This is a genomic window from Bacillus sp. jun7 (assembly GCF_051034795.1).
GTDB lineage: Bacteria > Bacillota > Bacilli > Bacillales > Bacillaceae > Bacillus > Bacillus velezensis.
In genome coordinates this window covers 1,233,793-1,249,941 of the sequence record NZ_CP093219.1, presented here as the reverse complement: position 1 = coordinate 1,249,941, position 16,149 = coordinate 1,233,793, and the positions used below count along the sequence as shown (strand labels likewise).

The 16,149-nt window shown below is 48.1% G+C and carries 17 protein-coding genes; 15 read left to right on the top strand and 2 right to left on the bottom strand.

All coding sequences use genetic code 11. The annotated features are described in order from the left end of the window. The 6 genes from argB (at position 1) to MJQ52_RS05545 (ending at position 7,360) form a co-directional block, all read left to right on the top strand. Positions 1-777 carry an acetylglutamate kinase gene (gene argB, locus MJQ52_RS05570; RefSeq protein WP_265210069.1) on the top strand — a complete coding sequence of 259 codons (777 nt, stop codon included), beginning with the start codon at positions 1-3 and terminating at the stop codon, positions 775-777. Then, on the top strand, positions 774-1,931 hold the full coding sequence (locus MJQ52_RS05565; protein WP_070081616.1) for an acetylornithine transaminase: 1,158 nt from the start codon (positions 774-776) through the stop codon (positions 1,929-1,931). The genes argB and MJQ52_RS05565 overlap by 4 nt, the downstream gene beginning before the upstream one ends. Positions 1,932-1,999: 68 nt before the next feature. Continuing rightward, on the top strand, positions 2,000-3,058 hold the full coding sequence (locus MJQ52_RS05560; RefSeq protein ID WP_077722049.1) for a carbamoyl phosphate synthase small subunit: 1,059 nt from the start codon (positions 2,000-2,002) through the stop codon (positions 3,056-3,058). After that, entirely contained in the window at positions 3,051-6,146 is a 3,096-nt protein-coding gene (locus tag MJQ52_RS05555) for a carbamoyl phosphate synthase large subunit (protein WP_071392000.1), read from the top strand. Before MJQ52_RS05560 ends, MJQ52_RS05555 begins: the two co-directional genes overlap by 8 nt. Beyond that, positions 6,134-7,105, top strand: a complete 972-nt coding sequence (argF, locus tag MJQ52_RS05550; RefSeq protein ID WP_071391999.1) for an ornithine carbamoyltransferase — start codon at positions 6,134-6,136, stop codon at positions 7,103-7,105. The genes MJQ52_RS05555 and argF overlap by 13 nt, the downstream gene beginning before the upstream one ends. A 75-nt stretch (positions 7,106-7,180) precedes the next feature. Continuing rightward, a complete protein-coding gene (locus tag MJQ52_RS05545) occupies positions 7,181-7,360 on the top strand; it encodes a YjzC family protein (protein ID WP_003155070.1) in 180 nt (59 codons plus the stop codon). 36 nt (positions 7,361-7,396) lie between these two features. On the opposite strand, the gene MJQ52_RS05540 is transcribed toward MJQ52_RS05545, so the two are convergent. Beyond that, positions 7,397-7,582, bottom strand: a complete 186-nt coding sequence (locus MJQ52_RS05540; RefSeq protein ID WP_032874447.1) for a YjzD family protein — start codon at positions 7,580-7,582, stop codon at positions 7,397-7,399. Positions 7,583-7,842: 260 nt separating this feature from the next. Here MJQ52_RS05540 and MJQ52_RS05535 point away from each other — a divergent pair, with 260 nt between their 5' ends. The 4 genes from MJQ52_RS05535 to MJQ52_RS05520 all read left to right on the top strand — a co-directional run bounded on the left by MJQ52_RS05535 (position 7,843) and on the right by MJQ52_RS05520 (position 10,473). Continuing rightward, complete coding sequence (locus tag MJQ52_RS05535; RefSeq protein WP_070081619.1) at positions 7,843-8,577, top strand: hypothetical protein; 735 nt, start codon at positions 7,843-7,845, stop codon at positions 8,575-8,577. An 82-nt stretch (positions 8,578-8,659) separates the two neighbouring features. Next, positions 8,660-9,226: a hypothetical protein gene (locus tag MJQ52_RS05530; protein WP_094247079.1), complete on the top strand. Its 567-nt coding sequence runs from the start codon at positions 8,660-8,662 to the stop codon at positions 9,224-9,226. Positions 9,227-9,315: 89 nt separating this feature from the next. Then, entirely contained in the window at positions 9,316-10,269 is a 954-nt protein-coding gene (locus MJQ52_RS05525) for a BMP family ABC transporter substrate-binding protein (protein WP_070081621.1), read from the top strand. A 12-nt stretch (positions 10,270-10,281) separates the two neighbouring features. Then, the gene (locus MJQ52_RS05520) at positions 10,282-10,473 is read left to right on the top strand and encodes a ComZ family protein (RefSeq protein ID WP_003155061.1); all 192 of its coding nucleotides are present in this window, start codon (positions 10,282-10,284) and stop codon (positions 10,471-10,473) included. Between the two features lie 29 nt (positions 10,474-10,502). On the opposite strand, the gene MJQ52_RS05515 is transcribed toward MJQ52_RS05520, so the two are convergent. Then, positions 10,503-10,721 (bottom strand): hypothetical protein, encoded by a 219-nt coding sequence (locus MJQ52_RS05515; RefSeq protein WP_003155059.1) that lies wholly within the window; start codon positions 10,719-10,721, stop codon positions 10,503-10,505. Positions 10,722-10,888: 167 nt separating this feature from the next. On the opposite strand from MJQ52_RS05515, the gene MJQ52_RS05510 reads away from it, so the two are divergent. From MJQ52_RS05510 to MJQ52_RS05490, 5 genes are all read left to right on the top strand, one after another. Then, a complete protein-coding gene (locus MJQ52_RS05510; RefSeq protein ID WP_007409122.1) occupies positions 10,889-11,827 on the top strand; it encodes a beta-ketoacyl-ACP synthase III in 939 nt (312 codons plus the stop codon). Between the two features lie 22 nt (positions 11,828-11,849). Beyond that, positions 11,850-13,088, top strand: coding sequence for a beta-ketoacyl-ACP synthase II (gene fabF, locus MJQ52_RS05505; RefSeq protein WP_003155056.1), 1,239 nt, complete (start codon positions 11,850-11,852; stop codon positions 13,086-13,088). A gap of 83 nt (positions 13,089-13,171) precedes the next feature. Further along, positions 13,172-13,957 carry a DUF2268 domain-containing protein gene (locus MJQ52_RS05500; RefSeq protein WP_012117278.1) on the top strand — a complete coding sequence of 262 codons (786 nt, stop codon included), beginning with the start codon at positions 13,172-13,174 and terminating at the stop codon, positions 13,955-13,957. Positions 13,958-14,130: 173 nt separating this feature from the next. After that, a complete protein-coding gene (locus MJQ52_RS05495; protein WP_031378493.1) occupies positions 14,131-15,117 on the top strand; it encodes an ABC transporter ATP-binding protein in 987 nt (328 codons plus the stop codon). Further along, positions 15,114-16,103 carry an ABC transporter ATP-binding protein gene (locus tag MJQ52_RS05490; protein ID WP_003155053.1) on the top strand — a complete coding sequence of 330 codons (990 nt, stop codon included), beginning with the start codon at positions 15,114-15,116 and terminating at the stop codon, positions 16,101-16,103. Before MJQ52_RS05495 ends, MJQ52_RS05490 begins: the two co-directional genes overlap by 4 nt. Positions 16,104-16,149: the final 46 nt, after the last annotated feature.

Below are 16,149 nucleotides of genomic sequence, written 5' to 3'. Positions count from 1 at the left end.
ATGAAGAAAACCATCGTTTTTAAGTGCGGCGGAAGCGTAATCCGCGAGTTATCCGCCGATTTTTTTCAAAATGTAAAAGAGCTTATGCAATCGGGCTGGAACCTTGCCGTCGTGCATGGAGGCGGCCCGGACATTTCAAGAATGCTGAAAACATTGCAGATTGAAACGGAATTTGTCGATGGACAGCGGAAAACGACCAAACCGGTGCTGGAAACAGCGGAAATGGTCTTGTCAGGGACGATCAATAAATTTTTCGTAACCGAACTCGCGAAAAACGGGCTGAAAGCCGCGGGAATATCAGGAAAGGACGGCGGTCTCCTTCAAGCATCTTACCTTAATCAAGACAAATACGGAGAAGTCGGCGAAATACAAAAAACCGATCCGTCAATCATTCACGCATTAATGAATGAAGGCATCATTCCCGTTATCGCTCCGCTTTCCATGACAAGTGATTTCGAAACGCTGAACGTCAATGCAGACGCCGCGGCATCGGCCGTCGCTTCAGCCTTACACGCCGATAAACTTTTATTTGTCACGGATGTCGAAGGAATTATGGACGGAGAGAACAGGCTGGATACTTTGACGCCGCAAGAGATTCAGGCCCTCATCGATGACGGCGTGATTTCAGGAGGGATGATTCCGAAGGTAAACTCGGCATTATCGGCACTGAGTGAAGATGTAGCGGAAGTGATGATCGTAAACGGAAAAGGAGCGTTTTTCACCAATCAAGTCTTCCGAGGAACAAAAATCGTCAAAGAAAAGGAGAGCGTGTCATGAGCAGCCTATTTCAAACCTACAGCCGCTGGCCTATCGATATTAAAAAAGCGAAAGGGACAATCGCAGAGGATGAAAACGGAAAAACGTATCTCGATTTTATTCAGGGCATCGCCGTTTCCAATCTCGGCCATTGTCATGATGCGGTGACAGAAGCGGTGAAAGAACAGCTTGACAGCGTATGGCACGTTTCCAATCTGTTTGAAAATGATCTTCAGGAAAAAGCCGCGGCAAAGCTTGCCGGACATAGCGAGGGGGATCTCGTTTTCTTCTGCAACAGCGGAGCCGAAGCGAATGAAGGCGCCATTAAACTTGCCCGTAAAGCAACGGGAAAGACAAAAATCGTAACATTCCATCAATCCTTTCACGGACGGACCTATGCGGGGATGGCCGCCACCGGACAAGACAAAATCAAGACCGGTTTCGGACCGATGCTTCAAGGCTTTCACTATCTTCCGTTCAATGATCCGTCGGCATTCAGCACGCTTTCAAAAGAGGATGATATCGCCGCCGTCATGCTTGAGACGGTGCAGGGAGAAGGGGGAGTCAATCCCGCCGATCGGGAATTCATCGAAGCCTTACAGACATTTTGCAAAGACAAACAGGCGCTGCTTATCGCAGACGAGATTCAAACCGGAATCGGCCGGACGGGCAAGGCATTCGGCTATGAGCATTTCGGCATTTCCCCGGACATTATCACTGCTGCGAAAGGGCTTGGAAACGGTTTTCCCGTCGGAGCCGTGATCGGCAAAAAGAAGCTTGGCGACGCCTTTACGCCGGGTACGCATGGTACGACTTTCGGCGGCAATAAGCTCGCCATGGCAGCTGTGAAAGCAACTTTGGACATTGTGTTTCAGCCGGACTTTCTCCAGGCGGCGGCAGACAAAGGCTCTTTTTTAAAAGCGCAGCTGAACCGTGAACTGACAGGGCCTTTTGTAAAAGAAATCCGCGGAAAAGGGTTATTAATCGGCATTGAATGCGCAGGTCCCGTGTCCGGCATCATCGGAGATCTGCAGGAACGCGGGCTTCTCGTGCTTCCGGCCGGACCGAATGTCATCAGGCTGCTCCCGCCGCTTACGGTTTCTGAAGAAGAAATGCTGTCGGCCGTCAGTATGCTGAAAGCAGCGATCGAAGCGCATTCGGCAGTGAAACGGTAATTTTTTTCGATATAAAGGTATAAAAATTCATATTTTTAATTAATTAATCATCAAGAGGTGGGCTTTAGATGAAAGGCTATTTAGTATTGGAAGACGGAACATCATTCGGCGGTGAACTTGAAAAAGAGGCCCGCTGTGTTGGCGAAGCTGTTTTTTTCACCGGAATGACGGGCTATCAGGAAGTGCTTACAGACCCGTCATATAAGGGTCAGATCATCGTCTTTACGTATCCGCTGATCGGAAACTACGGAATTAATGAAAAAGACCTTGAAAGTAAAATTCCACAAGTCAAGGCTGTTGCCGTCTATGAAGCGTGTGAACATTTTTCTCACCATGAAGCAGTCTCAAGCTTGAGAGAGTATTTAAATAAATGGAACATCCCGCTCTTAACCGAAGTGGACACACGGGCCGTCGTCAAAGCCATCCGCTCCGGCGGCACGATGAACGCTGCTGTGTCAACAGCAGGAGAAATTCCCGCAGCATCCGGAACACAAAATCCGGCGGAGCTGGCGCAGTCTGAAGACATCACTTCAATGGGGAACGGAGACCGGCATATTGCGCTGATTGATTTCGGTTATAAAAAATCAATCGCCTCGTCACTTGTAAAGCGCGGCTGTAAAGTAACGGTCATTCCGTATCAGCAGATGGATGCCGTTTATGACATTCAGCCTGACGGAATCGTGCTCTCAAACGGCCCGGGCGACCCGAAAGCGATTGCGCCGTACATGAACCGGATTACATCTTTACTCAGTGATTTCCCTGCACTCGGCATTTGCCTCGGGCATCAGCTGATTGCCCTGGCTTTCGGAGGAAATACGTATAAGCTGCCGTTCGGCCACAGGGGTGCCAACCATCCCGTCATTGACCGGAAAACGAAACGGGTGTTTATGACAAGCCAGAACCACAGCTATGTCGTCGATGAAGCGTCAATTGACGAAAACGAACTATCGATCAGATTTCATCATGTCAATGATACATCAGTGGAAGGGCTCATTCATAAGCGCCTTCCCGTATTAAGCGTCCAGTTCCACCCTGAAGCTCACCCCGGACCGGCTGAGAGCGAGTGGATATTTGATGAATTTCTAGAGAAAGTGATACCAGCAAGGAGAGAAATCGCTCATGCCTAAAGATACAACCATTTCCAGCATATTAGTCATCGGCTCCGGCCCCATCATCATCGGCCAGGCGGCAGAATTTGATTATTCAGGAACGCAGGGCTGCATGGCTCTGAAAGAAGAAGGATACCGCGTTATTCTAGTCAATAACAACCCGGCAACAATTATGACGGATGAGGCGTTTGCCGATGAAATATATTTTGAACCGCTCACAACCGACAGCATCGAGGCCATTATTGAAAAAGAAAAACCCGACGGTCTGCTTGCCAATTTGGGCGGCCAGACGGCATTGAATTTAGCCGTTAAGCTTGAAGAAGCAGGCGTGCTGAAGAAGCATCACGTCAAGCTCTTAGGAACATCGGTGGAAACCATTCAAAAAGGCGAAGACCGGGAGCAGTTCCGCGCTCTGATGAAAGAGCTCGACCAGCCCGTTCCGGAAAGCGAAATCGTCGATAACGAAGAAGACGCCCTCCGCTTCGCTGAGTCTATCGGATTTCCGGTTATTCTGAGACCGGCGTACACGTTAGGCGGAAAGGGAGGCGGAATCGCGAAAACGAAAGAAGCGTTTCAGACGCTTATTAAACAGGCGCTGTTAGCAAGCCCGATCAGCCAATGCCTCGTCGAAAAAAGCATCGCCGGATTTAAAGAAATCGAATATGAGGTCATGCGCGACAGCAATCATACATGCATCACCGTCTGCAATATGGAAAACATCGATCCCGTCGGCGTGCATACAGGAGACTCTATCGTCGTCGCACCGTCCCAGACGTTAACGGATGAAGAATATCAGATGCTGCGTTCCGCAAGCCTGGCGATTATTTCGGCGCTGGATGTGGTCGGCGGCTGCAACATTCAATTTGCGCTGGATCCGTTCAGCAAACAGTACTATGTCATTGAAGTGAACCCGCGTGTCAGCCGTTCATCGGCCCTCGCGTCAAAAGCAACCGGCTACCCGATTGCCAAAATGGCGGCGAAACTTGCCGTCGGTTATACGCTCGACGAACTGAAAAATCCGCTGACGGGCTCTACTTATGCAAGCTTTGAACCGGCGCTTGATTATGTCATCGTCAAATTCCCGCGCTGGCCGTTTGATAAATTTAAACATGCCGACCGCACGCTCGGAACGAAGATGAAAGCGACGGGAGAGGTCATGGCGATCGAAAGAAATATGGAAGCGGCCATTCAAAAAGCGGCGGCCTCCCTTGAGCTGAAAACGATCGGCACCCGCCTGCCTGAACTCGGCGGCTGTACGATCAATCAGCTGTGGGAATTAGCGGTAACGCCGGATGACCGGAGATTTTTCGTCGTCATGGAACTGTTAAGCCGCGGTGAAACGATAGAAGATATCCATGCCAAAACGAAAATTGACCCGTTTTTTCTCCATGTATTCCGAAATATCATCACATTGGAAAACAAGCTGATGGAAGAAGGGGATCATCTGTCTGTCCCGCTTTTAAAGCAGGCGAAGGTAAAAGGCTTCACGGATGTCATGATCGCATCTCTCACGGGAAAAACGGAAGAAGACATCCGTGCTCTCAGAAAGAAATCAGGCATCGTCCCGTCGTTTAAAATCGTAGATACATGCGCCGCTGAATTTGATGCCAAGACGAATTATTTCTACTCCACCTACCTTGGGGAAAGCGACGGAGATGTCAGCCGAAAAGAGAAAAAACGCGCTCTCATCATCGGCTCAGGCCCGATCCGCATCGGTCAGGGAGTGGAATTTGATTACAGCGCCGTCCACGGCGTCCTGACCCTGCAAAAGCTGGGGTATGAAACGATTATGATCAATAACAATCCGGAAACAGTAAGCACGGATTATGAAATCGCCGACCGGCTTTACTTTGAACCGCTGACGACAGAACATATTTTAAACGTGGCGGAACATGAAAACATTGATTTTGCCATCGTCCAGTTTGGGGGACAGACCGCGATCAATGCCGCTGAACCGCTGGAAAAAGCGGGCATTCCGCTGCTCGGAACATCCTTTGAAACCCTTGATGCGCTGGAGGATCGGGATCTGTTTTATCAGCTGCTTGATGATCTTGGCCTCAAACATGCCAAAGGCGAAACGGCTTATTCAAAAGAAGAAGCAACGGAAAAAGCAAGCCGAATCGGCTACCCCGTGCTGATCCGTCCGTCTTATGTCATCGGGGGGATGGGCATGATCATCGTTCATTCAGAAGCGCAAATGTCAGAGCTCCTGGAAAAAGAAGCGGGCATGCCGTACCCGATTTTGATTGATCAGTACATTACAGGAAAAGAATTGGAGATCGATCTGATTTCCGACGGACATGAAGTATTCGTGCCGACTTACACAGAGCACATTGAACGGGCCGGCGTCCATTCGGGCGACAGTTTTGCGATTCTTCCGGGTCCGTCTGTCACACCTGATATGCAGCGGAATATAAAAGAGGCCGCCGAAAAAATCGCGGTAAAACTGGCTTTTAAAGGCATTATGAACATTCAGTTTGTCATTGATGACAAAGGGGATATTCTCGTTCTTGAAGTGAATCCCCGGGCAAGCCGCACGGTTCCTGTCGTGTCTAAGGTGATGGGGGTGCCGATGATCCCGCTTGCCGCCAGATTGCTGGCCGGCGCTTCCCTTAAAGACATCAAGCCCGAGGTTCAAAATCAGCACGGAACTGCAGTGAAATTCCCGGTTTTTTCTTCTCACGCCATTCAGGATGTGGACGTAAAGCCCGGGCCGGAAATGAAGTCGACCGGAGAAGGCATGTGTGTCGCGTTTGACGCAGAAAGCGCACTGAAAAAAATCTACGCGCACGTCTGGGAGAAAAAAGGCAGCATCTATCTGGAAGGCTGTGATGCGGAATTGGAACGTCAGGCTCAAGAGGCGGGATTTACCGTATGCAAAGATGCGTTCCCGGCATGGGCAGAGCGAAAGGATAAAGCGGTCCACATCAATTTCAATCACTCTGAAGAAGCGCGTAAACAACGGATTGAAGCCATGACGCACGGTGTGACGGTCTTTACTGAACCGGAAACCGTAAAGGCATTTTTAGCAAGCGGCTCCGGCAAACCTCAGCCTGTATCGCTCAAAGATCTTTATCAAAAGGAAGTGGCATCATGCACACAATAAAAGCGGAACACACATTAACCCATTTGTACGGCAAAGATTTTCTTTCATTAAAAGATATCAGCCCGTCAGACATCAATGCGCTTTTGACAGAAGCTTCATTATTAAAACAACATCCGATACAGCCGATTTTCCAAGGGAAAACATTGGCGATGATTTTTGAAAAATCTTCAACCCGCACACGTGTGTCTTTTGAAGCGGGAATGGCCCAGCTCGGAGGAACGGGACTATTTCTTTCAAGCAGCGACCTGCAGCTTGGGCGGGGGGAGACGGTCGCGGATACGGCGAAGGTGCTGTCCGGCTTCGTTGATGCCATTATGATCCGCACCTTTGAGCATGAAAAAGTCGAAGAGCTTGCTGAGCATGCAGACATTCCCGTCATAAACGGGCTGACCGACCGGTATCACCCGTGTCAGGCACTCGCGGATCTGTTAACGATACAAGAAATAAAAGGAAAATTAAAAGGAGTAAAAGTCGCCTATATTGGTGACGGAAATAATGTCGCGCATTCACTTATGATCGGCTGCGCAAAAATGGGCTGTGACATTGCGGTTGCTTCGCCGAAAGGCTATGAAGCAGAGGAAGAGGCGGTGAATGCCGCGAGAGAAGCGGCGGCTGTTTCCGGAGCGAAAATCACCCTTACCGAAAATCCGCAGGAAGCGGTGCGGGATGCAGACGTGATTTACTCTGACGTCTTCACGAGCATGGGGCAGGAGGAAGAGACGCAGCAGCGGCTGAATGTGTTTGCACCGTATCAAGTCAACGCCTCACTCGTCAGTCTCGCCAAACCCGACTATACATTTTTGCATTGCCTGCCGGCGCATCGGGAAGAAGAGGTCACGTCCGAGATTATCGACGGTCCGAACTCGGCGGTATTCCAGCAGGCGGAAAACCGGCTTCACGCGCAAAAAGCGCTCCTGAAAGCTCTTCTTTACAAACAGGATGAACAAAAAAACCGCTGAATCTCATTCAGCGGTTTTTGATATTTCTCCGCATACAAGCGCATACTACATAAAAAAGAAAAAGGAGGAAATGACGTGGGACAGCAGCATCAATTCCGACCGGGACAAAAAGCGCCGAATAACGGTGTGTACGTTGAAATCGGCGAAACGGGAAGCATGGTCAAAAACCCGCAAAAAATCAAGCTTACGGTGGGAGAAATGTTCCCTGAAACTTCAAACCACAACAGATTGTGGACGTACCAACGAAAACCGTGAACACAAAAAAACCTGCTGAATAGCAGGTTTTTTTATTTAATGCTGGTTTGCATCCTGTTTGACAGGCATGATCTCCGCAAGAACAAAGACTAGCACCGCAATAACCACGGCAATAACGGATGATTGCTTGAAATTGTACGCCGCGCTGTTCATGGAGGCGATCAAATAACAGGCCATATGTGTTAAAAGGAACGTCCAAATAAAACCGATAACTAACCGCACGTTTCCACCTCGTCCTTCATTTTATTCTACGTTGTATCATACCATACATAAAGCGCGGGCGGAAGGTCATTTTCTCATCAAAAAGCGCGCCTGAAACTGACATGTGCCCGCCTGTCCGGCCGTCTGACGGAAAATTCGGTTCCCGTGCTTGGGATAATAGCCAAAACATAGCAGCAAATAGGAGTTTATCCGATCCGTTTTCATTCTTCTTACATATGATAGCCAATAGAGAGATTAGGAGTAAAAGGAGGCGGGCAGGCATGGGGATAACGGAAAGATTTTTCCAATTCGGATCTGAGCTGAACGTCATCCATCTGCCGTATCGGCCGAACGGCTTCTGTGTCTTTATTCTGGGGGACAGAACCCACTTTGTCAGCCGGGACTCAAGCTTTTGGCTCGAACATGAAGGGAGAAACCGGCTGTTAAATACGCTGCTTGACAGAGGGTACACCATTTTCAACAGCAATTTATACGGACGGCATTGGGGTTCGGAAAAAGCCGCCCTTTACGCCAGACAGCTGATTCATTATGTGCTGAAACAAGAAACCCTCAATCCGAAAATACATTTGCTCGCAGAAGGCATGGGCGCCCTCATCGCCGATCAATTGCTGCAGTCTTCACCGGAGCATATCCGTTCAGCCGCAATGTTAGATCCTTGTCTTGATCTTCAAGCCCATTTTGAATCAGAGAAAGAAAATAAGTTTTTTTATAAGCAGTTTCTGAGGGAAACGGCACAAAGCTTCGGTGTTTCTGAAAAAGAGGCAAGCTCACTGAGCTATCAGACCATTACCGGCTGCCGCACCCGCGTGCCGGTACATATATGGCAAAGAACGACCGGAGCGCCGTACCCGTACACCCTGCATGCGAACGCGTATAAAGAAGCCCGGGAAAAGACCGGAAGCAAGACTGATATCACGTATCACCTGCTTGAGAACCCTGCACGTATTTACAGAGCCATCTGCCGGTTTTTCCGCAGTCATGAAAAAGACCTGTAATGAATAGAATACAACAGCCATCTCTTTTCAGAGGGCTGTTTGGCTTGTGTGTGAATGAAAAACCGGAAAGGCGGCAGATGTGATGAAAACAGCGCTGATCATTGGAGCAGATGAATTTCTCGGCCTTTCATTGTGCGAACGGTTGATGGATGAGGGTGTGCACGTTGATGTCATTTTGGCAGAACCGGAGGACAAAACGAGGCAGCTGTATTTAGAAGAACGTTTAATGTGGCTCGCGAGAAACGGGCTTTTTCAAATAATAGATGAAATAGGTGAAAAGGAATACGATCGTATCTGCGTTCAATACGGGAGCGGGTGTCTGCCCGAAGAAAGGGCTGAGCCTTTATATTGGATTGTTTACAGTGAGGATCAAGGAGACTGGGAAAAAAACGGTCAGCGGGATACGGCAAAAGCGATTATCCTTCCTCCCCTTTACGGTCCGTGGACGGAAGAAAAAGAAGATGGCGAAAGCAGGATCTTTTTAGAAGACGCGGTCTGCGGGCTGATGAATAAGCTGGAGGCTGACGGCACAGAAGACGAAATTCAGATTATTACCCTGGAAATAAAAGAAAAAACGCAAAAAACAGAAGCGGAAGAAAAAATTAAAGAATGGAAAAGACAATTTTCATCAATATTCGACATTTTTTAAGAAATACCTTCCATGTTATGTGTATTACCGCTACAATAAACGTATATTAATTATATATGTTATGAGTTTGAAAAGGGGTTGAACATGGCTTGATCACCAGGCTTGTCATGATCTTTTCTGTCCTCCTTTTATTGAGCGGATGCGCACAAACTCCGTTTAAAGGAAAAATTGAGAAGGTCGGAATGCTTTTTCCCGATACCATCAGTGACTTGGTATGGGGTACAAAAGGTTACAAAGGTTTATTAGCGATACAATCTGAATTTAACGTTGACGTTTATTATAAAGAAAATATCAGATCCGATGAAGATATTTTAAAAGCGATAGATGATTTTCATAAAAAAGGAGTCAATCTTTTATACGGGCACGGAAATGAATACGAGGAAATCTTCAATATGATCAGCAAGGATTATCCCGACATGGAATTCGTCGTCGCAAACGGAACGGCGAAAAGCGATAATGTCACAAGCGTTCACCTTATGGGAGAAGCAATGGGCTTTTTCGGGGGAATGACGGCCGCCCATATGTCAAAAACCAATGAGGTAGGTGTCATCGCCTCCTTTCTGTGGCAGCCTGAAGTAGACGGCTTTATCAAAGGGGCGAAATATGAAAAGCCTGATATCACCGTCAATACTGAATTTACGGACCACTGGGATAACGGCAATGAAGCGCTGCATCTTTACGAGAAGTTAAAAGCGGAAGGCACGGATGTTGTATATCCGGCCGGAGACGGGTATAATGTTCCTGTCATTCAGCAAATCAAAAAAGACGGGCTTTACGCCATCGGCTATGTCGCCGAGCAATCGAATCTCGGCAAAAACACGGTGCTGACAAGCACGGTGCAAAACGTAGATAAAGCCTATACATTAATTGCCGAGCAATATAATAAAGGTACGCTCAAGAGCGGAGATCACGACTTTGATTTCAGGGAAGGAGTCGTTGAAATGGGGACGTTCAGCCCGCTGGTGGACAAAGCGTTTCAAGACAAAATCTCAGACCTTGTCAAAACGTATAACCAAACAAATGAACTGCCGTCAAATGAATAGAGGTGGATACACATGCAGCATGAAAAGTCTCTTGAATTTATGCAGATCGCGATGAAATACCTGCCGGAAGCAAAGGCGGAGCTTGAGAAATCCGGCATAGATCTGTCTATGGAAATGATTCAGCCGTTTATGGACCTGTTTACATCGGTCATGGCGGAAGCGTATGAGCTTGGCAGATCTGATGCCGGGGAGCTGAATAAATAAAGAGAGCCACTTTTTCATGAAGTGGCTTTTCACATGATTTTTTTCTTTATGGCGGACACCATCGGCGCAAAGTCTTTAAATACGGGCTTTAATTGATCCAGGGAGTTCATGATGGACCCCAGCTGATTCAACACGTGGTTGTAATCGATCTCTTCTTCGTTTTCAGCCTGAGGCTGCTCCGGGTTTTCTTCCGGCTCTTTATCCCGGTCTCTGGAATCGCCGAACATCATTTTGGAGAAAATATCCATAGTGAAGCCTCCTTTCGTCTTCCTTTTATTCTATGAGGAGCAGCGTCCGATAGTTTAGACGAATATATTGCCAACAGAAAAAAAATAGGGTAGAATTAGTACCTGATACTAATAATTGATCATAACTAATTAGTTTTAAATTCATTATAAAAAAGGAGTCTTTTCCAATGAAAGCTGGAATTCTTGGCGTCGGCCGTTACATCCCGGAAAAAGTGCTGACAAATCATGATCTTGAACAAATGGTAGATACATCGGACGAGTGGATTCGTACGAGAACAGGTATAGAAGAAAGAAGAATTGCCGCGGAAGATATGTATTCATCCGGCATGGCCGCCGAGGCTGCTCAAAAAGCGCTTGATCAGGCCGGCATTTCCGCAGAGGAGCTTGATATGATCCTCGTGGCGACGGTTACTCCTGACCAGTCTTTCCCGACCGTTTCCTGTATGATACAAGAGAAGCTCGGGGCAAAAAAAGCGTGCGCGATGGATATCAGCGCCGCATGTGCGGGTTTTATGTACGGTATCGTAACCGCCAAACAATTCATTGAATCGCAAACATACAAACATGTCCTCGTGGTCGGCGTGGAAAAGCTCTCAAGCATTACCGACTGGGACGACCGTAATACGGCTGTGCTGTTCGGAGACGGAGCCGGAGCGGCGGTCATCGGACCGGTCAGCGACGACAGAGGCATACTGTCATTTGAGCTCGGAGCAGACGGTACAGGCGGTCAGCACTTGTACTTAGATGAAAAAGGGCATACAATCATGCATGGAAGAGAAGTATTCAAATTCGCCGTCCGGCAAATGGGTGAATCGAGTGTAAATGTTATTGAAAAAGCCGGCCTCTCCAAAGAGGACGTAGACTTTTTGATTCCGCATCAGGCAAACATCCGCATCATGGAAGCGGCACGGGAACGTTTGGAGCTTCCGGTTGAAAAGATGTCTAAAACAGTCCATAAATATGGAAACACATCCGCAGCATCCATTCCGATTTCATTAGTAGAGGAACTGGAAGCAGGCAAAATTAAAGACGGCGATGTCATCGTCATGGTCGGTTTCGGCGGAGGATTGACATGGGGCGCCATAGCAATACGCTGGGGACGATAAAAAAAGGTGAGGTGCACACAAGATGAGTAAAAAAAGAGTAGTCGTTACAGGGCTTGGAGCCTTGTCTCCGCTTGGAAACGACGCCGAAACAAGCTGGAAAAATGCAATCGGCGGCGTATCCGGAATCGGACCGATCACACGTGTGGAATCGGACGAGTATCCGGCGAAAGTAGCTGCTGAACTGAAAGATTTCAATATTGAAAATCACATGGATAAAAAAGAAGCGCGAAAAATGGACCGCTTCACGCAATATGCAGTCGTAGCCGCGAAAATGGCCGTTCAAGATGCCGGTCTGAACATCACAGACGAGATCGCGCCGAGAGTCGGCGTTTGGGTCGGATCCGGAATCGGCGGTCTTGAAACGCTTGAATCCCAATTCGAAATCTTCCTGACAAAAGGGCCGAGAAGGGTCAGCCCGTTCTTTGTTCCGATGATGATTCCGGATATGGCGACAGGCCAAATCTCAATCGCTCTCGGAGCAAAAGGAGTCAACTCCTGTACGGTGACGGCATGTGCGACGGGAACGAACTCTATCGGTGACGCGTTTAAAGTCATTCAGCGCGGCGATGCCGATGCGATGATTACGGGCGGAACGGAAGCGCCGCTGACAAGAATGTCATTTGCGGGCTTCAGCGCAAACAAAGCCCTTTCTACAAATCCTGATCCGAAGACGGCAAGCCGCCCGTTTGATAAAAACCGTGACGGCTTTGTCATGGGAGAAGGCGCGGGGATCGTCGTGCTTGAAGAGCTTGAGCATGCCCTTGCCCGCGGTGCGAAAATTTACGGGGAAATTGTCGGCTACGGCTCAACGGGTGACGCCTACCACATTACCGCGCCTGCCCAAGACGGGGAAGGCGGTGCGAGAGCGATGCAGGAAGCAATCAAAGATGCGGGCATCAAGCCTGAAGAAATTGATTACATCAACGCTCACGGCACAAGCACGTACTACAATGATAAATACGAGACAAAAGCCATTAAGACCGTTTTCGGTGATCATGCGTACAAGCTTGCCGTCAGTTCGACAAAATCAATGACGGGTCATTTGTTAGGCGCTGCCGGAGGAATTGAAGCAATCTTCTCCGTCATGGCAATTAAAGACGGCATTATCCCGCCGACGATTAACATTGAAACACCTGATGAAGAGTGTGATTTAGATTATGTACCGGACAAAGCGCGCGAGCAGGATGTCAACATCGTCCTCAGCAACTCGCTCGGTTTCGGCGGACATAATGCCACTTTGATCTTTAAAAAATATCAATAATACAGTTTTTGACCGGCTGCCTGAAAAAGGTGGCCGGTTTTTTTGTGCGTGCATATGATAACAACAAGAGGAGGCGAACCGGTATGAGCGTCAAGCAGACATATCAATGGATGGAAAAGGCGGCATCCGTAAATGACCTGGCCCCGCATCTTTTGCCGCTTTTTTCAGGGGCCGATAAGAAAGAGTGGAAGCCGATACTCGGGATGCTGCAAAACCATGGCATGTTCCGCCATCTGAAGGACGGTGTTAGGACCAGTAAACGGCTGAAAGAAAAAGGATGCTACAGCCATATTCAAAAGGAGGAAGCCTATTTAAAGGAGAAGTGGAACGGGCCGGACGTGCCGATCGTAGTTTTGCCCGTCGATGAACGAAACCGGAAAATCCGTCAGGAATTCGGATCAAAATCCGGTCTGGCCTTTCGGGACAAAATGTTCCTCTTTCTATCGTCGGATAGTTCCAATTCAGCTGTATCCGCCCTTATGACACATGAATATAATCACGTCTGCCGGTTAGAACATGTGACAAAGGACGAAAAAGATGAGACATTTCTTGATACAATCATGATGGAGGGGCTGGCAGAATATGCTGTATATGAGCGGTTCGGCTCAAGTCTTACGGCGGAATGGACGTCCTACTATACGCCTGAGCAGCTTGATTTTTTGTTTGAAAAAAGAGTCAAGCCGAACCTCCGCTTAACGAGAGACAGCAGAATGTTTTCCCAGCTGTTATACGGAAAAGGATACTTCCCCTCAATGCTCGGCTATGCTGTCGGATTCAATATAGTAAAAAAATATTTAACCGATCATCAAAAAACAGTAAAAGAAGCATTGGCCATCCCTTCAAAAACCTTTCTGGAAGCAACGCTTTAATAGATTAAAAGAATGGAAATTATTTAAGGATATTACATTTATCCTAAAAAATTCTTGCTTTTGTAATAATGATGTAATAATATACAACTATAAAATTTTTCGACTATTCTATATTTTGTGATAGCGAAACGTATGTTTCCCTCTGCTTCAGCGGAATGAGAAAGGGGCGTATCATGAGCACACTATTAGAAGTGAATAATTTAAAGACCTATTTTTTCAGAAAGAAACAGCCGATCCCCGCAGTCGACGGGGTTGATTTTCACATTAACAAAGGCGAAACCGTCGCTCTTGTAGGAGAATCCGGCTCGGGCAAAAGCATCACCTCGCTTTCTATTATGGGACTTGTCCAAAGCTCGGGCGGAAAAATTATGGACGGCTCGATTAAGCTGGAAGGCAGGGACCTGGCCTCCTTCACCGAAAACGAATATTGCAAAATCCGCGGAAATGACGTCTCTATGATCTTTCAGGAGCCCATGACTTCCCTGAATCCGGTGCTGACCATCGGCGAACAAATTACCGAAGTGCTCGAATACCATAAAAAAATGAATAAAAGAGAAGCGGCTAAAAAAGCCGTCGAGCTTCTGGAACTCGTCGGATTCTCCAGAGCGGAACAAGTAATGAAAGAATATCCGCACCGTCTTTCCGGAGGGATGAGACAGAGGGTGATGATCGCCATTGCGCTCAGCTGCAATCCGAAGCTTCTGATCGCTGATGAGCCGACGACGGCGCTTGATGTGACGATACAAGCCCAAGTATTGGAGCTGATGAAAGACCTCTGCAAAAAATTCGATACTTCCATTCTGCTGATCACTCATGATTTAGGTGTGGTTTCCGAAGCCGCCGACAGGGTGATCGTTATGTATTGCGGACAAGTCGTAGAGAGTGCGAGTGTGGAGGACTTATTTTTAAACCCTCTTCATCCGTATACCGAAGGGCTGTTAAACTCCATACCGGTGATAGATGGAGAGATTGATACATTAAAAGCGATCAAAGGCAGTGTCCCGACACCGGATAATCTTCCGGAAGGCTGCCGATTCGCCCCGAGGTGTTCAAAAGCGATGGACAAATGCAAAACAGGGCAGCCGGAGCTGATAACGCATGAAAGCGGCCGTTCTGTAAGATGTTTTTTATATGAGGAAGAGGGTGCCCAATCAAAATGACAGCTGCAGGCCAAGAAACGATTTTAGAGCTGAAAGACGTAAAAAAATATTTCCCGATCCGCTCCGGTTTTTTTCAAAGGAAAGTCGGTGATATAAAGGCTGTTGACGGCGTTTCTTTTTCACTGAAGCGCGGGGAGACGCTCGGCATCGTCGGTGAATCAGGATGCGGCAAATCAACGGCGGGAAGGACGATGATCCGTTTATACAAGCCGACAGACGGCCGGATTCTTTTTAAGGGTCAGGATATCTCCGGCTTATCTGAAGAAAAGCTGAGAAAAAGCGTCCGCAAAAACATCCAGATGGTCTTCCAAGATCCCTTCGCATCCCTTAACCCAAGGAAAACGCTGCGTTCCATTATTAAAGAGCCGTTCCAGACTCACCATATGTACAGCATGAGCGAGCGGAACGAGCGAGTGGAGGAGCTGCTGGCGAAAGTCGGCCTTCACCCGAGCTTTGCAAACCGCTATCCGCACGAATTTTCCGGAGGCCAGCGCCAGCGGATCGGGATTGCGCGGGCTCTGACGTTGAATCCCGAGCTGATTATTGCGGATGAACCCGTTTCCGCACTCGATGTCTCCATTCAGGCCCAGGTCATCAATCTGATGGAGGAACTGCAGGATGAATTCAACCTGACCTATTTGTTTATTTCTCATGATTTGAGTGTTGTCCGCCATATCAGCGACAGAGTCGGCGTCATGTATCTGGGAAAAATGATGGAGCTGACCGATAAACACGAGCTGTACGGCAATCCGCTTCACCCTTATACGCAAGCGCTTTTGTCTTCAGTGCCCGTCACGAGAAAAAAAGACGCCGTCAAGCGGGAACGAATCATCCTGAAAGGAGAACTGCCAAGCCCGGCAAACCCGCCGAAAGGCTGCGTGTTCCACACGCGGTGCCCGATGGCCAAACCGATCTGCAAGGAACAAATCCCGGCATTTGAAGAAGCCGCTCCCGGCCATTACGTCGCCTGCCATTTATATGCCTGAAATGACAAGCATCGAGAGGGGGTATGCCGGATTACATAACCAGTTT